This is a genomic window from Porcibacter vitabionis (assembly GCF_046263795.1).
Classification (GTDB): Bacteria; Bacillota; Clostridia; order Lachnospirales; family Lachnospiraceae; genus Lachnocurva.
Genome location: NZ_JBJYZD010000009.1, coordinates 23,879 through 40,753 on the forward strand (window position 1 = coordinate 23,879; position 16,875 = coordinate 40,753).

12 protein-coding genes are annotated in these 16,875 nt (G+C 47.2%); 3 read left to right on the top strand and 9 right to left on the bottom strand.

Annotated features, from left to right (window positions below; translation table 11 throughout):
• Positions 1–150 precede the first annotated feature (150 nt).
• Positions 151–1,971 (bottom strand): alpha,alpha-phosphotrehalase, encoded by a 1,821-nt coding sequence (locus tag ACKX2L_RS07780; RefSeq protein WP_497552999.1) that lies wholly within the window; start codon positions 1,969–1,971, stop codon positions 151–153.
• 34 nt (positions 1,972–2,005) lie between these two features.
• A complete protein-coding gene (gene treP / locus ACKX2L_RS07785; protein ID WP_497553000.1) occupies positions 2,006–4,042 on the bottom strand; it encodes a PTS system trehalose-specific EIIBC component in 2,037 nt (678 codons plus the stop codon).
• Positions 4,043–4,929: 887 nt separating this feature from the next.
• On the opposite strand from treP, the gene treR reads away from it, so the two are divergent.
• Entirely contained in the window at positions 4,930–5,670 is a 741-nt protein-coding gene (gene treR, locus ACKX2L_RS07790; protein WP_497553001.1) for a trehalose operon repressor, read from the top strand.
• A gap of 106 nt (positions 5,671–5,776) precedes the next feature.
• Here the strand turns inward: treR and ACKX2L_RS07795 are convergent, their stop codons facing one another.
• The 3 genes from ACKX2L_RS07795 to ACKX2L_RS07805 form a co-directional block, all read right to left on the bottom strand.
• A complete protein-coding gene (locus tag ACKX2L_RS07795) occupies positions 5,777–5,971 on the bottom strand; it encodes a DUF6472 family protein (RefSeq protein WP_497550091.1) in 195 nt (64 codons plus the stop codon).
• 116 nt (positions 5,972–6,087) lie between these two features.
• Entirely contained in the window at positions 6,088–6,588 is a 501-nt protein-coding gene (locus tag ACKX2L_RS07800) for a COG2426 family protein (protein ID WP_497550092.1), read from the bottom strand.
• 83 nt (positions 6,589–6,671) lie between these two features.
• On the bottom strand, positions 6,672–8,429 hold the full coding sequence (locus ACKX2L_RS07805; RefSeq protein ID WP_497553002.1) for a L,D-transpeptidase family protein: 1,758 nt from the start codon (positions 8,427–8,429) through the stop codon (positions 6,672–6,674).
• 191 nt (positions 8,430–8,620) lie between these two features.
• On the opposite strand from ACKX2L_RS07805, the gene ACKX2L_RS07810 reads away from it, so the two are divergent.
• Positions 8,621–9,343: a phosphatase PAP2 family protein gene (locus ACKX2L_RS07810; RefSeq protein WP_497553003.1), complete on the top strand. Its 723-nt coding sequence runs from the start codon at positions 8,621–8,623 to the stop codon at positions 9,341–9,343.
• A 153-nt stretch (positions 9,344–9,496) separates the two neighbouring features.
• Here the strand turns inward: ACKX2L_RS07810 and ACKX2L_RS07815 are convergent, their stop codons facing one another.
• Together ACKX2L_RS07815 and ACKX2L_RS07820 are read right to left on the bottom strand one after the other, a co-directional pair.
• Positions 9,497–11,413 (bottom strand): NAD(+) synthase, encoded by a 1,917-nt coding sequence (locus ACKX2L_RS07815; protein ID WP_497553053.1) that lies wholly within the window; start codon positions 11,411–11,413, stop codon positions 9,497–9,499.
• A gap of 640 nt (positions 11,414–12,053) precedes the next feature.
• Positions 12,054–12,362 carry a hypothetical protein gene (locus tag ACKX2L_RS07820; protein ID WP_497553004.1) on the bottom strand — a complete coding sequence of 103 codons (309 nt, stop codon included), beginning with the start codon at positions 12,360–12,362 and terminating at the stop codon, positions 12,054–12,056.
• A gap of 235 nt (positions 12,363–12,597) precedes the next feature.
• Here ACKX2L_RS07820 and ACKX2L_RS07825 point away from each other — a divergent pair, with 235 nt between their 5' ends.
• The gene (locus ACKX2L_RS07825) at positions 12,598–13,641 is read left to right on the top strand and encodes a DUF6709 family protein (RefSeq protein ID WP_497553005.1); all 1,044 of its coding nucleotides are present in this window, start codon (positions 12,598–12,600) and stop codon (positions 13,639–13,641) included.
• A gap of 149 nt (positions 13,642–13,790) precedes the next feature.
• On the opposite strand, the gene ACKX2L_RS07830 is transcribed toward ACKX2L_RS07825, so the two are convergent.
• Together ACKX2L_RS07830 and recJ are read right to left on the bottom strand one after the other, a co-directional pair.
• Positions 13,791–14,741, bottom strand: a complete 951-nt coding sequence (locus ACKX2L_RS07830) for an alpha/beta fold hydrolase (protein ID WP_497553006.1) — start codon at positions 14,739–14,741, stop codon at positions 13,791–13,793.
• A gap of 275 nt (positions 14,742–15,016) precedes the next feature.
• On the bottom strand, positions 15,017–16,807 hold the full coding sequence (gene recJ / locus ACKX2L_RS07835) for a single-stranded-DNA-specific exonuclease RecJ (RefSeq protein ID WP_497553007.1): 1,791 nt from the start codon (positions 16,805–16,807) through the stop codon (positions 15,017–15,019).
• Positions 16,808–16,875: the final 68 nt, after the last annotated feature.

The window sequence follows — 16,875 nt, forward strand, 5'->3', positions numbered from 1 at the left end:
AGCCGTAAATCTCTTGATTTCTTCAAGAATATCATTCCTCCCTTGCAAGAGGATGATCTTTCAAACTTACCTTCAGTATAGCTTATTTCTATATCCGGTCAACCCGAATCCTATAAACCTCGTATGGTCGAAGCACAATCTCCTGTCCTGTCACAGCTTCCGGTCAACCCGGATCCCATAAACCTCGTAAGGCCGAAGCACGATCTCCTGTCCTGTCACAGCTGAAAAATCGGAACATCCGTAGTTATTGACCAAAATCTGCGCTTGTCCTTCTGGAATGGCCTTGGATAGAGCCTCTGCCCGGTCGGAAGGAATGGCTGCATGGACTTCTTCACCTGTCAGATTGCAGAATACGAGAAGGAAGTTTCTGCCTGCATTTTTTTCCTCCCTTCCGGACCATGCAGCGGAAACACTATCCTTTTCTGCCTCCATTTCAGACCATGCGGAGGTTTGTCTCTCCTGATTCGTCCCTCCGTCGGGCAGTTCTTCTGCAAAGTACCGCTCATAAACCAGAACCTTATCGTCATCCAGATCAAAAAAGCGGATCCTGCCTTCCGAAATCAGCGGACAAGCCTTACGAAGCAGGATCAGATATCGGTAAAAGCTGAAAATAGAGTCCGGATCCCCGACTTCCGCCCTGGCATTTGCCTCCGGCTTTACGGTCGGGATCCCAATCCATGGCGACCGGCTTATGCCCTCCGGCATAAAGCCGGCATTCGCCCCATCCGTCCATTGCATGGGTGTCCGGCCATTATCCCTGGAGCGCTCCTCTAAGATATGGATGGCCTCTTCTTCTGACTTCCCCTGCTCCAGAAGGATCCGGTAGTAATTGGTCGATTCGACATCCCGATAGTCCGAGATCTGATGAAAATGCGCATTGATCATGCCGAGTTCCTCGCCCTGATAAATGTAAGGCGTTCCCCTCATCAGATGAATCGCCGCAGCAAGCATTTTTGCAGATTCCTTCCAATAGCGACCTTCATCGCCAAATCGTGACACACTTCGGGGTTGGTCGTGATTTTCCCAGAAGACAGCATTCCAGCCATTTCCTTCTTGCATACCTTCCTGCCAGGTCTGAAAGAGTTCCTTCAGATGATGGAGATCCGGCTTCATGAGTTCCCACTTATTGCCGTCCTTATAATCGACCTTCAAATGATGAAAATTGAAGACCATGGACAGTTCCTGACGGTTTGGATTGGAATAACGGATACAGTGATCCAGTGTCGTCGAAGACATCTCTCCAACGGTGATCATATCAGAGATCCCGGTATCTCTGACCAGTTCATGCAGGAATTCATGAACATGACGGCCATCGGTATAGAATCTTCTGCCGTCCCCTGCCTCATCATTCAGATAAATTTCCGGTTTGGAGATCAGATTGACAACGTCAAAGCGAAAGCCCTTGACTCCCTTCTTTTTCCAGAAACGGATGACATTCTTCAATTCCTCACGAACCGCCGGATTCTCCCAGTTCAGATCTGCCTGGCTTTTGTCAAATAAATGCAGATACCATTTTTTCAGATGTGGAACATAGGCCCAGGCATTGCCCCCAAACTTGGATTCCCAGTTGGTCGGCGGTGTTTTGGGATCTCCATCCCGGAAAATGTAATAATCCATATATTTCCTGTCACCGGACAGGGCCTTCTTGAACCATGTATGAGCTGTTGATGTATGATTGAAAACCATATCCAGCATGATACCCATGCCCCGCCGGTCTGCTTCATGGATCAGTTCCTCGACATCTTCCATGCTGCCAAAGGTTGGATCAATGGAGTAATAATCTGCGACATCATAACCATTGTCTCTCTGAGGCGACTTGAAAAAAGGGGTACACCAGATATAATCCACACCCAGTTGTTTTAAATAATCAAGCTTCGATGTAATTCCCTTCAGATCCCCGATTCCGTCTCCGTTACTGTCGCAAAAACTCTTGGGATAGATCTGGTAGACTGTTTTATCATGAAAATTCATCTCATCACCTCCGAGGTCCGTGATCATTTCTTCCTTACCAATCCGTAACCGTTGTCTGGCCGGCCTTGGCAGAAATGCCGCTATGCATCTTGATATTTGTAATTCCATTCGGCTCAGTCACCAGCATAACAAGGGTATCCGGATGGCCTGCCTTTTGAATGGTATCCTTCCGGAATGTCATAAGAGGCGTTCCGGTATCCACGAGATCGCCGTCATGAACCAGGTAGTTGAATCCTTCTCCCTGCATGGCTACGGTATCAATTCCGACGTGGATCAAAATTTCCATGCCATTCGAAAGTGTCAGTCCGACGGCATGTTTGGAATCTTCAATTAATGCGGTAACCTTTGCCGGTGCCGGTGAAACGACCGTTTCACTCTCCGGGATGATCCCAATGCCATCGCCCATTGCGCCACTGGAGAAAACACCGTCATTGATCTCTTTCAGTGAAATGACCTTACCGTCTACCGGAGCCTTTAAATCAACAGCTTCCTTCATGGGTGCCTGAGCCGTACCGTTAGAAGATACCTTCTTCTGGTCTTCTGCATCTGCATAAGAAGCATTCGAAAGGGATGCCTGGGGCTGGTCTACATTTGCCTGCTCCATGGAAAAAGCAAGACCTGCTTTCTCGGCTTCCTTATCGATGCCCTTTTTCTTACCGACAATGTAGGTCAGGAGGATGGGAACGAAGAAGGCGATGGCCATGCAGATGGCAAACTGGCCGATAAATCGCGGGACGATGGACAGAATGCCGGGCAGACCGCCGACTCCGATGGCCGTTGCGGATACCGATGTTGCCGTACAGACGATGGCGGAAAGGGAGGAGCCGATCATACCGCAGATGAAAGGAAAACCGTACTTTAAGTTAACACCGAACATGGCAGGTTCGGTTACACCGAGGTAACAGGAGATCAGAGACGGAATGTTGATCTCTTGCGCCTTGGCGTCCTTCTTCTGAAGAAGTGCCATACCGAGAACCGCGGAGCCCTGGGCAATATTGGAAAGGGCGATCATCGGCCAGAGCATGGTGCCGGGATGTGCGGTTCCCTCATTGGCTGCAATGAGCTGCAGATCAACGGCATTGGACATATGATGGAGACCTGTAATAACGAGCGGTGCATAGATGAAACCGAAAATGGCGCCGAACAGGACTCTGACGGGACCGGAAATACCGGCTTGAACAACAGCTGCGATAACATTTCCGATTTTCCAGCCGATCGGGCCGAGAATAAAGTGGGCTGCCATAACAGATAAAGTCAGGGAACAGAAGGGAACGACGATCATGGAAACGACAGCCGGCGTGATTTTACGGAAAAGCCGCTCCAGATAGGCCAGGCAGAAGGCCGCCATGATTGCCGGGAGAACCTGAGCCTGATAACCGATCATACGGACCTGAGTAAAGCCGAAATCCCAGACATGATCAGGTGCCCAGTCTGCGGCAGCCATTCCGGCAACGCTATAGGCATTGACCAGCTGACCGGAAATCAAAGTAAGGCCGAGAACAATACCGAGCATTGGCGTTCCGCCCATCTTCTTCTGAACGGACCAGCAGATACCAACCGGAATTCCGGTATGGAAGATCGCTTCGCCGATCAGCCATAGAAACTTATCCGCTCCGGCCCAGAAGACACTCTGACTGACAAGTGTTGCTCCATTGAAGATCTGCATAGAATCAATGACATTCCGGAAGCCTAAGATCAAGCCTCCGACAATAATGGCAGGAATCAGCGGTGCGAAGATCTCTGCCAGAGCGGTCATCATTCTCTGCAGGATATTCTGATTCTGCTTGGCCGCGCTCTTGACCTGATCCTTGGAGACTCCCTCGACATGGGCCACAGCAATGAAGTCATTATAGAAATCTGCGACGGTGTTTCCGATGATCACCTGGAACTGACCGGCCTGGGTAAAGGTTCCCTTTACGACCTGCATCTTCTCGATTGCCTTAATGTCAGCCTTCTTTGGATCATTCAGAACAAAACGCATTCTAGTCATGCAGTGTGAAACTGCACCAATGTTCTTTTGCCCGCCGATGAGCTTCAAAAGCTCTTCTGCATCTTTTGTGTACTTCCCCATCATACTCTCCTTTCAAATACTGATTGTTACCTTCCCTTTGACGCTTGGTTAATATGTTCTTTGGTTTCTGGTTTCTGGTTTCTTTGGGACTGCTTCCCTGGGGTTTGTGATTGCTATGGTTTCTGGTTTCGTGGCAATCTGCTTCCCTGGGTTTGTGATTGCTATGGCTTCTGGTTTCGTGGAAACCCGTTTCTTCGAATCATTCTATCTTGGTATAGTTATAGCATTTCCTCGACACCGCTCTTACTTGTTTGAACAAGTTAACTCTATGGTTTCATTTTGCCACGTACAAATAGACAAGTCAAGCAGGGATGACAAAAATAATAACCAAGACTTTCCTATCTTTTTTGTAGAAAACTGACAACCTTTCTTCCTGTCGGATTGCAGGACCTGTCTATACGCATTTCATATTCGATATAGAAATTCTTTTCAAAATGATGCGTATTTTCATGCCGGAAAGTGTACTTCTTCAAGCCAAAAATTCGATATACAAATTCTTTTGAATTTCATGCTATGAAATCACCCTAAAAACACGCATTATTTTAAAAAGTTTTCATATATCGAATATTTGACCCGAAAATATGCCTGGCGACTCCGTAAAACACGCATCATTTTCAAAAGTTTTCATATATCGAATATTTGATCCGAAAACATGTCTGGCGACTCCGTAAAACACGCATCATTTCCAAAAGTTTTCATATATCGAATATTTGACCCGAAAACATGCTTGTTCACAAAATCAGAACAACGATCTCCCGATTGCTTACGAGGAATCGAAACTGTGGTATACTTATGTGCGGTCTTTCAAATCAAACACAAAGATCTTGAACGACTAGCGAAGGATTAAAGCCTTCGACTATATACAAACTACAGGGAGGAATTGTTGCATGCCCGCAGCGAAATTTGAGGGGATTTATAAGGATCTGGTAGAAAAAGTTGTAGATAAAGAGTACGAACACGGTTCCTTTCTCCCATCGGAAAATCAATTAAAGGAAGTCTATGGCTGTTCGCGGAACACGATCCGCCGCGCCCTAAGTTTACTGGCCGGACAGGGATACGTGCAAGCGATTCATGGAAAGGGTGTTCAGGTTATTTACCAGCCTGTCAAGCAAGCGCATTTTATTATCGGCGGAATTGAGAGTTTTACCGAATCCGCCAAGAGAAACCGGCTCCAGGCCCAGACAAAGGTCATTAAATTCACTACTCTGACTGTAGATGAACACTTATCTGACAGGACCTCTTTTCCCATCGGTGAAAAGGTGATCTATATCCAAAGGATCCGGCTGATCGATAAAAAGCCGGTTATTCTCGACAATAATATCTTCTTAAAATCGGAGGTTCCGGGGCTGACAGAAGAGATTGCCGGGCACTCTATCTATGCCTATCTCGAAAATGAACTGCATATGCAGATCACAACAAGTAAACGAAAAATCACGGCAGAACGGGCAAGTGAAATGGATACCAGGCTCTTAGATCTGAAGGATTATGACTTTGTTGCTGCCGTTACAAGCCATACCTATAATTCCCGCGGTGTCATGTTTGAATGGACACAGTCCCGCCACCGGCCGGACTATTTCGAATTCTATGATACGGCCAGCCGGAAAACAGCTGCGGAAATTAATATCTGACGATGACATTGTCATGGGGCGTAGTCAACATCAAAACAGTCAACAAAAAAGACCGGGCAAGAATCTTGCCCGGTCTTTTGGTCAATCTGCAATTTGTTGAAAGGCCCTACATCTGATGTCGAACCACCCTGTACTCATCCCCATTGACATAGTAGGGGCAGCTCTTGTAAGAATGTGTCATGAAGTGATAATAATCATCCTCATCCAGATTCAAGTCACAATAGTATGCCTCTTCTTCATCATCATAGGTGTAATAATTACATGTACTGCAATCCCCCAGTGGGCGTTTCTTCTTTTCCATACAGACCTCTTTCCCTGATCAGAGACCTCTGATCCATCATGATAAGCAGATCCATCCATTCGAATCTCGAAAAATGGGCGATCGACCATCCTAAAATCATGCTGTCCAAACCCCAATTAATGAATGATCAATCCCAGGAGTCCGTAACTTACGATCGACATAATGACTGTGGCAATAGCTACTCCAAGGAGCTCTGCAAGCACTGCCTTTTTCACATCCATCTCCAGAAATGCCGCAACAAGGCTTCCGGTCCAGGCACCGGTTCCCGGAAGAGGAATCCCGACAAAGGTCATAAGTCCCAGAAATTCCGCTCCGGATACCGAACCGCTCTTCTTTTGGGCCCTGGCTTCAATCTTTTCTACCAAGGGACGGAAGACCTTAAAACGACTGAGCCAGTGAAGGATTTTCTTAATAAAAAGAAGAATAAAGGGAATCGGAATGATATTTCCAATCACACAGATGGGGATAGCCCGAAGAAGCGGCAGTTTCAAAAGAGATGCTGCCAGAAGGCCTCCTCTGCACTCCAGAATGGGCAGGAGAGAAATAATGAAAACCACTACTTCTTTCGACACATGCTGTCCCAGTGTATTGGTAAAAAGCGTTACAAGAGAGTCCATAAAAATCCTCTATACTTTCAACTTGTTAACCACGTATCCGGCCTGGTTGGTCCTTACTGAAAACTGTCGTTACAATCTGACTTTTATGCAGTCGGGGCCTGCGCCTCATTGCTCTGTCCCGCCTGCGTTCCCTGTGCTGGGGAATCCTGTCCTGCCGGTGCTGCCGGGGTTGCCGGTGCTGCCGGTGCTGCCGGAGCTGCCGGAACTGCAGCGCCCGACTTTAATGCATCCAACTGTGCTCTCGCATTCTGAAGTGCTGCATAATTATTAACCATGCCCTTGGCCTGAGGTGTCAGCTTCTTATATTGCTTCTCCAGAGCTGCAATCTGGCTTTCGCTATCGGTTGTGATCGGATTGGCCGTCAGAGCTGAGATCGCATTGGTCATGTTCTCTGCATCCTTGACATTCGGTGCATTATTCTCTGTTCCCGGCTTGTTATAAATATAGACCGGAGTGCCAACCGGTACAGCTGCATAGAGCTTTGCTGCAAAGCTGAGCGGCAGATTGACACAGCCATGAGAACCGCGCACCAGATAATAGGTTCCACCGAAAGAGGGCTGCCATGTCGCATCGTGGAAGCCTTCTCCATTATAGAAATGCATCCAGTAAGCAACCGGTGTTGCGTAGTTCTGTCCACGAAGGGTTACATTTTTCCCCTTATTCGTAATATACCAGACGCCCGGATCGGTACCTCTGCCCTTAGGAGTATCTCCTGTGACGACATCCGAAGAAAGGACCTGATTGCCATTCTGGATGAAATAAACATGTTGTGCCGTAAGGTTAACTTCCAAATAAGTAGACGGATTTCTCTCTGCCTTCATAGAATAGTTGAAATCACGGCTTACATTCTTGCCAGCCTCCAGATCCGATTTGATCTGGGCTACTTCTTTTGCCTGATCGATCTTAATTCCATAAGATCCGCCGGGAACTGTGGCAGTTCCGCCCCAGCTGGATTGGATGGTCACCGGCTTGCCGGCCGTATTATATTTATCCGCCATTTCTTTGACAAAAGCACGGATCGCATCATCCCTATATGTAATATTGCCCTTCTCATCGGCAGACATAAAACCAGCCAAAGTTTCCTTTGGGATGGTCTCATTCACACCATCGCCGACAAAGGAATAGGTCATCTGCAATTTCGTATTGAGATTCTTTGCAGACTTCTGTAACGTCTCATCATCCTTCGTCAAGGCAGGGAGATAGTAGCACTGGCTCTTTTCGAGATCTATGGAAGTCTTTAAATTCGTCAGAGCATCCCCCATGAGTTTGGTCAACTTGTCAAGATCTACATGATTACCATAGACCTCAGGCTGAATGGAATAACTGCCATTCTCGTAAACCAGCTTTGCATCTTCAGATTCTTTGATTTCCGGATTCGAAACATCCTTCAATGTCTGTATACGGCTGGCAAGCTTATCCTTATCATAGGAAATGAGGACCTTACTCTCATATGCGCTGGGTTTCCTTAAAGAAGAAATCCAGGCAAAACCATTCTGCTTTTTCAGAAGTTTTTCAAAGCCCGCTACATTATCTTCCATCTTCAGGCCGACTTCTTCCGGTTCAATAACCTCACTGCCGGACTGTTCCTTCACTTCGAGGCGGAATCCATCTGTTTTCTTGGCAGCACTGGCCATTACTTCTTTGGGAGTCGCATTGCCGGAAGGAATTCCATTTACCGTACTCTTATAGAAAAAATGATTCTCATAATACAGGGAAATACCAAGATAAAGAGCCAAAAGAGAAGCAATCACGATCCCGCCGATGATCATCCCTTTCTTACCGATATGAAGTCTGAATCTTTTCTTCCCGGTGTCTTCTGTCATTTCAATGTTTTCCGACATGAAATAATCCTCTCCTAACTGAATGTAATTCAATGTTTTTGGTTTCACGCACAGCTCTTTTTATTATAAACCACTTTCCATGGAAAAATCCAATATCTTGTCAATTTTATCCCACTTGGCTATAATGAACGAAGTACGCGCGAAATGCGAAATGATAAAATTGTCAGCATGGATATTGGAAAGCCCGGGTTATGAGTTTAAGAAAAAGGATTTTTCATTTTATGCATATCAATGGCAGAAGGTTTCTTTTGATCTTCTCCTATTTAGCCTTTTATATGATCTGTTTCTGCTTATTGGAGAAGAGAAAAGTCGATTATCATATCGTAACTCTGCCAATTGATTACAAGATCCCTTTCTGTGAATATTTTATTATTCCATATTATTTTTGGTTTGTCTATTCCTTCGTTGGTATTGTCTTCACCCTTTTTCAAAAGAGGGGGCAGGATTTCTATCTCCTTGCTTTTGATATGGCCTTCGGTATGACCTTTTTTCTGATTTTTTCCTGGGTCTGGCCAAATGGTCTGGATTTGAGACCTGCTGTCATGCCCAGAGATAATATCTTCTGTAAACTCGTCGCCGGCCTCTATCGAACAGACACACCGACCAATGTGCTTCCCAGCATCCATGTCTTTAATTCCATCGGCGTTACGGTGGCCTTAAATAAGCTGCATGCCATCCAAAAACATCCAAAGATTCGGATCAGCTGCTGGATCATCATGGTCTTCATTATCCTGTCCACCGTTTTCTTAAAGCAGCACTCCATCATTGATGTCTTCTTTGGAATCGGTCTTCAGCTGGCCCTCTATCCTTTCGTATATGGGCCCCTTTCCAAGCCGCTTCATAGCTTCTTCCGGAAATTTGTCGACAGGAAACATTTCACTGCCGACTATGATCTGGAATGGTTTGGACAATGAGATCAAATTAAGATTAAATTTCACTTTTCCTTAACGGATGAATGAAAAATTTTACTGAAATAGCCCGACCGAATTGATATGTACCCTCTGTACTGGACAAACCAGTAAGGATGGTACATATCAATTCGGTCGGGCTTTTCTCTACACAAGGCTCTACTCCTGCAAAGCCTTCACCTCTTCCATCCAGATCCGGCTGACGGCATCGCTCGGCATCCGCCAGTCACCACGAGGGGAAAGTGCCACACTTCCGACCTTGGGGCCGTCTGGCAGGCAGGATCTCTTGAACTGCTGGGCAAAAAATCTCCAATAGAAATTCCGCATCCATTTTAAAATGGTCTCCCGATCATATCTTCCCGCAAAGGCATTTTCCGCCAGTCGGAGGATCTTCCGCGGTGAGAAACCGAAACGCATCACATAATAAAGGAAGAAATCATGGAGCTCATACGGACCTACGATATCCTCGGTCTTCTGGGCGATCTCTCCATCTTTGGGCGGCAGAAGTTCCGGACTGACCGGTGTATCAAGGACATCAAGAAGCACTTTTTTCAGATCCTCCGAAGACTCTTCTGCCACATGGCGAACCAGAAAACGTACCAAGGTCTTTGGTACCGAAGCATTCACGCCATACATAGACATGTGGTCTCCGTTATAAGTCGCCCAGCCAAGGGCCAGTTCCGACAGATCCCCTGTTCCGATGACCAGGCCGTTCTCCTTATTGGCAATGTCCATAAGGATCTGGGTCCGCTCCCTGGCCTGACCGTTTTCATAGGTCACATCATGATTCTTCGGATCCTGTCCGATATCCTTGAAATGCTGCAAAACGCTGGGACCGATTGGAACTTCCAAAAGATCTGCTCCCAGGATCCGAACCAGTGCCAAAGCATTGGAATAGGTCCGGTCGGTCGTTCCAAAGCCCGGCATGGTAACCGCCTTGATTCCTTTTCTTGACAAGCCTAATAAATCAAAAGCCTTTACTGTCACAAGGAGTGCCAAAGTCGAATCCAGGCCGCCGGAAATACCGATCACTGCAGTCTTGGCATGGGTATGATCCAGCCGCTTTCTTAAGCCCATCGCCTGGATCGAAAGGATCTCCTGACAACGATGTGCAAGCATTCCGGCATCCGAAGGCACAAAAGGGGCAGGGTCTACATTTCCAGACAGGGCTGTCTCCTCAAGGGGCAGATGGAAAGGAACCGTGACATAACCGTCGTCATCCGGATCCACAAGGAATGTGCTCATCTCCTCGCGGTAGGCTAAGAGGGCGTAGAGATCGATCTCCGAGGAAATATAGCCCTCCCGATACAAGGTATTCTCCGCCTTCAGGCGTCCCCCATCGGCGATGATGCTGTCGCCGGAAAAGACCAGGTCCCCCGTCGACTCGCCGGGGCCGGCTGCCGCATAGACATAGCCGCAATAGAGACGGGCGGACTGGTTCTGAATCAGGCTCCGCCGATAGTCGCTCTTGCCGGTCAGCTCGTTGGATGCGGACAGGTTCACGATCATGGTGGCTCCGTGCATACAATGGCTGTTGCTTGGCGGATTCGGGACCCAGAGATCTTCGCAGATCTCTGCGGCGATAACCAGAGTCGGCATCTCTTCGCATTGGAAAAGAAGCTGGCTTCCGAAGGGAACGGTCTGCCCCAGGAGGCGAACATTTGTGACTTCTCGGGGACCGGGGGTAAACTGGCGACGTTCATAAAATTCATGATAATTCGGAATGTGCCGCTTAGGAACCAGGCCTAAGAGCCTGCCGCCCGCGATGGCAGCCGCCGTATTATACAGTTTTCCCTTCCATGAGAAAGGAAAACCGACAAAGAAAATGCCCGGCAGATCTTCTGACTCTTTTACGATCAAGGAAAGCTCTTCCTCAGCGCTTCGAAGCAGAGGCTCCTGGAAAAACAAATCCTGGCAGGTATATGCCGTAATGGCAAGTTCCGGGAAAACTACGATCCGGCAGCCATTTGTCGATGCTTGCCGCATCATCTCCCGGATCGCCTCTCCATTTGCAATCGTATCCGCGACCCTTACCTTACAGGTACATGCTGCGGCTCGTATCCAACCGTCTCTCATAAAAAACTCCATTCCGCCGCCCCTTGCGGCAAAAAATGTAAAAAGTGATGAATATCATGCTATTGTCTTCACAAAAAAGCAGCTGAAAATGCTTGCTTTTTCAATAGACATTAAAACTATAGCACAGTTTGGGGGCGTGTGGGAAGAATGTGCTGGTGAGAAGGGGGGAGGGGGCGAGGGATCGAGGGTTGATGGGGGATGGGGCGAGCGGTCGAGGGGGAAAATATCGTAATACGAGGTATTTGCTTGAATTACGATAGTGGGAGGTCTTGGACGAGAACCTGTTATCGTAATACGGGTAACTTTCTTGAATTAGGATAGTGAGAGGGCTTGGGCGAGAACCATTTATCGTAATATGGGGAACTTTCTTGAATGATGATAGTGAGAGGGCTCGAGCGAGAACCAGTTATCGTAATACGGGTAACTTTTCTGAAATCCGATAGTCAACTGCCAGATTGACTATCGGATTTTTGATATTCTCCTGTATTACGATAAATGGGTCCAAAATCGGGTGATTTTGTGGCTCTTACTATCGTAATATTAAAATTTGTACTTTCCTACGATATTTGTAAGAGAGGCGGCTCCATGTGCTAGCCTGAATCATGTTTTTCCTGTAAAAACGCCAAAGAAATAACAAATCTTATGACTCGTCATCTGGATGAAGTCCTTCATTGATAATCATATTATAGGCTGCATTGGCTTCTTCGCTGGCTTTCTTTTCGCGCCAGGCATCTATTTCTGAACAAATAGCAAGCATCTCATCCACCACAAGCTCCGGACGATCCGGTTCGACTCGGTAAAGATAGGAGACCAGGCGATGCATTGCCTTGGGACTTTTCAATTGTCTGGCGCATGCTTCTCCCAGTTCTGCCGGAAAGCCCAATTCGACAACTGCAGCTACCAGTTCATCTCTGGCAAGGGCCCATTCCCTTCTTATCTCTTTATTCATTATTATCACTCGCTTTCTATCTAGCTTTTGAGTGAACCCTCACCCGATTAATGTCGGGTGCTACCAACGACACGATTAAGTTCGTGTCATGCTGTCTTTAGGACAGCGGACTGCCTTTCTACGATAAAGCATGAAAGAAATTCGCATTTTGCAGGGTTTCTTTCCTTGCCTAAGTCCATTGTAAAACTTATACTGGGAATGGTGAATACTGATAAATTCGAAATGAATGGAAATTATGACTACAAGCCTTGAAAATCATATAACAAAAAGCATTAGAGCTTATTATACAAAGAAACTCACGGCGGCTGGCGTATTTCTGCTTGGTGTCCTGATTCTATCCGTGTTTTTCTCACTTTTTTCCCTTTTAAGCCCTAAAAAAATCACATCGGATTTCAGCCCGGCAAGCTTCTATAAGAAGAACCAACGCTATATCAATGGCACCTTTCGGGACCTCTATTTCACCGGATACACCAGGTCTACCTTCGGCCGGACCACGGGGTATTATTATTACACCATGATGAACGATAGCTGTGTTATCGTTCTTCTGAAGCCGGCAACCTCGGAGATGGGCCTGTCACATATCAAGAAGGTCTACATTTCTGCAGAAATTTGTAAGAACTCTGTGGACGAAAGTACGCTTTTACGTCATCTGGCACGAGATCTGTCCTGGAACCAGGCAGGAATGGAAGAGGCATTTTCGGATTATATGATCAGTGAACCGGCGGGCAGTGGAAACTTGACTGTTTTTCTTCGCTTTCTTCTGATCGTAGGTTGGATCTATGGTATCTTCACCGTCGTTTATTGTCTGCTCTGCATCGCTTTCCCGGTTCTTTCACACCCCATCCGGCGGCTTTCGGTCTATGGCAATCCTTCCAAAATGCTGGAGGAAGCCGAGGAAGAGCTCCAAACCTTGCCCCAGCTTGCAACGGATGATATGTTCATCACGGAGCATTACTTCATTGAGACATCGAATTACGGCGTCGCAATCATGCCAATTGACAAGATCATCTGGCTCTATAAGTATTCTACCCTTCATAAATTCCTCTGGCATCATTTTGCCATTTCTTACACCATGTACATCACCGGTGAGAAAAGGCGTTATATCCGCTGCCCGAAGAACACTAAGACCGACATCGACGGTATCATGGACTATCTGGCTGAGGCAAATCACAAGATCTTGGTGGGATTCAACGAGAAGAACCGGCGCAAGGTCGAGGAAATACAGGGCGACCTGGAAGTTTTCCGGAAGATCTGGGGATTTCTGAGCCGGAAAGTTTGAGGATAGTGAGAGCCACAAAATCACCCGATTTTGGACTCATTTATCGTAATACATGGGAATATCAAAAATCCGATAGTCAATCTGGCATTTGACTATCGGATTCCAGGGAAATACCCCATAGGATGATAATTACGAACTGATTCTCACCCTCACATATGCTCTTCCATCCATCCAAGCAGATCTTTTTGCACTTGCTCGCGGTCTGTCTCATTCAGGATCTCATGGCGGTCATTCTCATAAAGTTTCATATTCACATCATAGATCCCGGCCTCCCGGAAACGTCGGGCGGCTTCTTTTACGCCCTCTCCAAGATTTCCTACCGGATCCTTTTCGCCGGACATAAAGAAAATTGGCAGATCCTTCCGGATCTTTCGGATATGGTTCATATCATTGTCATATGCTGTCGCTGTCAGAAGGAGACGGTATCCATTAACAGAAAAGGCAAAGTTATCAAATGGATTCTGATAATAGGCTTTGACATTTTCTACGTTCTTCGACAGCCAGCTCTTCTCCGGCTCGCTTCCATCTAGGTTATATCCCTTATAGGGCTTTCCGAACATCAGTCCGGCGACAAATTTACTCTTATAATTCCAACCATGCAAACCGCCAACCAGATTTACGATGAAACGCCCTGCCTTAATGGCACTGTCCTTTTCTGTGCCGGTGCCCATGATGATGGCCCCGGTCAGATCCTTTAATTCCTCACTTTTCACGGATAACATCATGCGAAGGATGTAAGAGCCCATGGAATGACCAAGGATAAAATAGGGAATCCCCTTGAACTGGTCACGATTGATCTCATAATTTCGGAAAGCATCTTCTACCATGGTCTCTGCAGGCTGATTGGTATGCATGATGCCAAGTTCACTAGAATCCTTTGCCGTTTTGCCGTGACCGATGTGATCATGACCTACCACTGCAAATCCACGCGCTGTCAGGAATTCTGCCAGTTCCTGGTAGCGTTCTATATATTCCTGCATACCATGACAAATCTGCAGGACAGCCCGGACCTTTCCGTCCGTAGGAGTCCACTTGACACCATGGATCTCGGTTTTTGCATCATCACTTGATTCAAATCGATATTCTTCTTTCACGCACATAATTTTACCCCCCTTACATGGAACATGAGTCCGAAATCAATCGAAAGTATTTCGAAAAATCTTTTCGAAAGAAAACATAATTTTAATTTCGGTTTCTTATTATTGTATTGTAATGATTTTCAGCATCTTTGCAAGTAAATCCTCATTCCCCTTCCCGGGAACCAGATAATGATCTCCGTCGACTCCGTTTTGCAAGTAAATCCTCATTTCCCCTTCCCGGGAACCAGATAATCGGAAATAACGATCTCCGTCGACTCCGTTTTGCAAGTAGATCCTCACTCCCCCCTCCCGGGAACCAGATAATCGGAGATAATGATCTCCGTCGACTCCATTCCCCGGAAACTGTTGATGGTCGGATAATAGGCAACCGTCAGCCGCAGGTCATTTTTCCGCCCCCACATAGCCGCCTCGACCTGATCTTCTCCATAGCTTCGAATCAGATCCGCCTTCAACTCCTCACAATCCCCGAAATATAGACCATCGATTTTGGCATCCATTTTCCCTTGAAGAGTAAATTTCAGATATTGGCCTTCCTTTCCGATCGTCTTCATCTTCAAGACTTTGACATGGGATTCGGCAAAAACCGGCTTGTCATTACAATTCCCAAAAGGTTCCAGAAGATCCAGCTCCCGGATCAGATTCTGATGCTGCAAGAGATAATAAAAAGGCATATCTGCATCAATTTTCAATTTCTGAGTCAGATCCTCTTCGGTCAGCCGACAATGGGCATTCAAGGCTTCCCGAAAGCGGCCTACATTTTCCCGGGCCAGAGACATGCCTGCCGCCATGGGATGACCGCCGAATTTATCCAGGAGATCGGAGACCTCCTGAAGAGACTGATACATGTGGTAGCTCTCGATGGAACGGGCGCTTCCCTTGACCTCGTCCTGGCCGTCCGTCAGGACAATGGTCGGTTTGTTGGTCCGCTCGCGGATACGGCCTGCCACAATGCCGACCACTGCTTCCGGAACATCCGGCTCGTAGATGACAAGGACCCGGTCCTTCTCCCAGCCTTTTTCCTTCAGAAGGAATTCCGCCTCGTCAACGCCATGTTCGGTTTCCTGCTTTCGCTTTTCATTTAATTCCGAAAGATGCGAGGCGATCTCTGCTGCCTTACGCTGGTCCTTGCATTCCAATAGTTCAACGCCCTGACTTGCCGTTTCCAGACGACCGGCCGCATTGAGACAGGGGCCAAGCACAAAGCCAATCTGGAAGGCCGTAAGATGCCTCTTGTCCAGTTTCTTTTCTTGAATCAGGGCCAGAAGGCCGATATGATCGATATCCTTCATGGCATCCAGTCCCAGCTTTACAATGGCCCGGTTCTCTGCCTGCAAAGGCATGACATCCCCAACCGTTGCAATGGCCGCAAAGGGGAGAAAGCTCCAGATCTCTTGGCCATCCCACTGTTTCCCTGCTTTTTCATAGACCAGGGCCAGGAATTTCCATGCCACAACAGCCCCGCAGATCTCCTTATAGGGAGTCGGATCATCCTTTCTGTGAGGATTGATCAGGGCATTGGCCATAGGGAGAAGATCTTTCCCTTCTTCGTCCGAGGCGATCGCATGGTGATCCGTCACGATCACATCCATTCCGCATTCCCTGGCAGCTCGAATGGCCTCAAAAGCCGAGATCCCATTGTCACAGGTGACCAAAAGATCCTTGCCATCCAGTCTTGCTTCTTCTACTAATTTCGGATTCAATCCATAGCCATCCTTGACCCGATGGGGAATCCGATAGTCACAGTCGGCCCCCAGAGCCAGGAGTCCGCTGTGGAGAATATAGGTCGACATGATACCATCGATATCATAATCGCCCATGATCCGGATCTTCTTTTGATCCCGGATCGCCCCTAAGAGGAGATCCGCTGCCTTCCCGCCATCTTTTAAGCTATGAGGATCTAGGATATCGCTTTTCTTCGGATGGAGATAGGATTCCATCTCCTCCTTCGAGATTCCCCGGTTCCTCATCATCCAGACCAGGATGGGGTCGACGCCCAGAGTCTGTCCTATCGCCTTATAATCTTCCTTATGTCGACGGATGGTCCATTGTTTCTTTACTCTAGCCAAGTCTTCCTCTCCTTCTTATTTTCTTTCCAGTTTCCTGCACCTTGCCGGGTCTTCCTCCCCTTCTTACT

Coding starts and splice junctions, on each gene's coding strand:
- ACKX2L_RS07780 (WP_497552999.1), bottom strand. CDS start 1,971: ATGAATTTTCATGATAAAACAGTCTACCAGATCTATCCCAAGAGTTTT.
- treP (WP_497553000.1), bottom strand. CDS start 4,042: ATGGGGAAGTACACAAAAGATGCAGAAGAGCTTTTGAAGCTCATCGGC.
- treR (WP_497553001.1), top strand. CDS start 4,930: ATGCCCGCAGCGAAATTTGAGGGGATTTATAAGGATCTGGTAGAAAAA.
- ACKX2L_RS07795 (WP_497550091.1), bottom strand. CDS start 5,971: ATGGAAAAGAAGAAACGCCCACTGGGGGATTGCAGTACATGTAATTAT.
- ACKX2L_RS07800 (WP_497550092.1), bottom strand. CDS start 6,588: ATGGACTCTCTTGTAACGCTTTTTACCAATACACTGGGACAGCATGTG.
- ACKX2L_RS07805 (WP_497553002.1), bottom strand. CDS start 8,429: ATGTCGGAAAACATTGAAATGACAGAAGACACCGGGAAGAAAAGATTC.
- ACKX2L_RS07810 (WP_497553003.1), top strand. CDS start 8,621: ATGAGTTTAAGAAAAAGGATTTTTCATTTTATGCATATCAATGGCAGA.
- ACKX2L_RS07815 (WP_497553053.1), bottom strand. CDS start 11,413: ATGAGAGACGGTTGGATACGAGCCGCAGCATGTACCTGTAAGGTAAGG.
- ACKX2L_RS07820 (WP_497553004.1), bottom strand. CDS start 12,362: ATGAATAAAGAGATAAGAAGGGAATGGGCCCTTGCCAGAGATGAACTG.
- ACKX2L_RS07825 (WP_497553005.1), top strand. CDS start 12,598: ATGACTACAAGCCTTGAAAATCATATAACAAAAAGCATTAGAGCTTAT.
- ACKX2L_RS07830 (WP_497553006.1), bottom strand. CDS start 14,741: ATGTGCGTGAAAGAAGAATATCGATTTGAATCAAGTGATGATGCAAAA.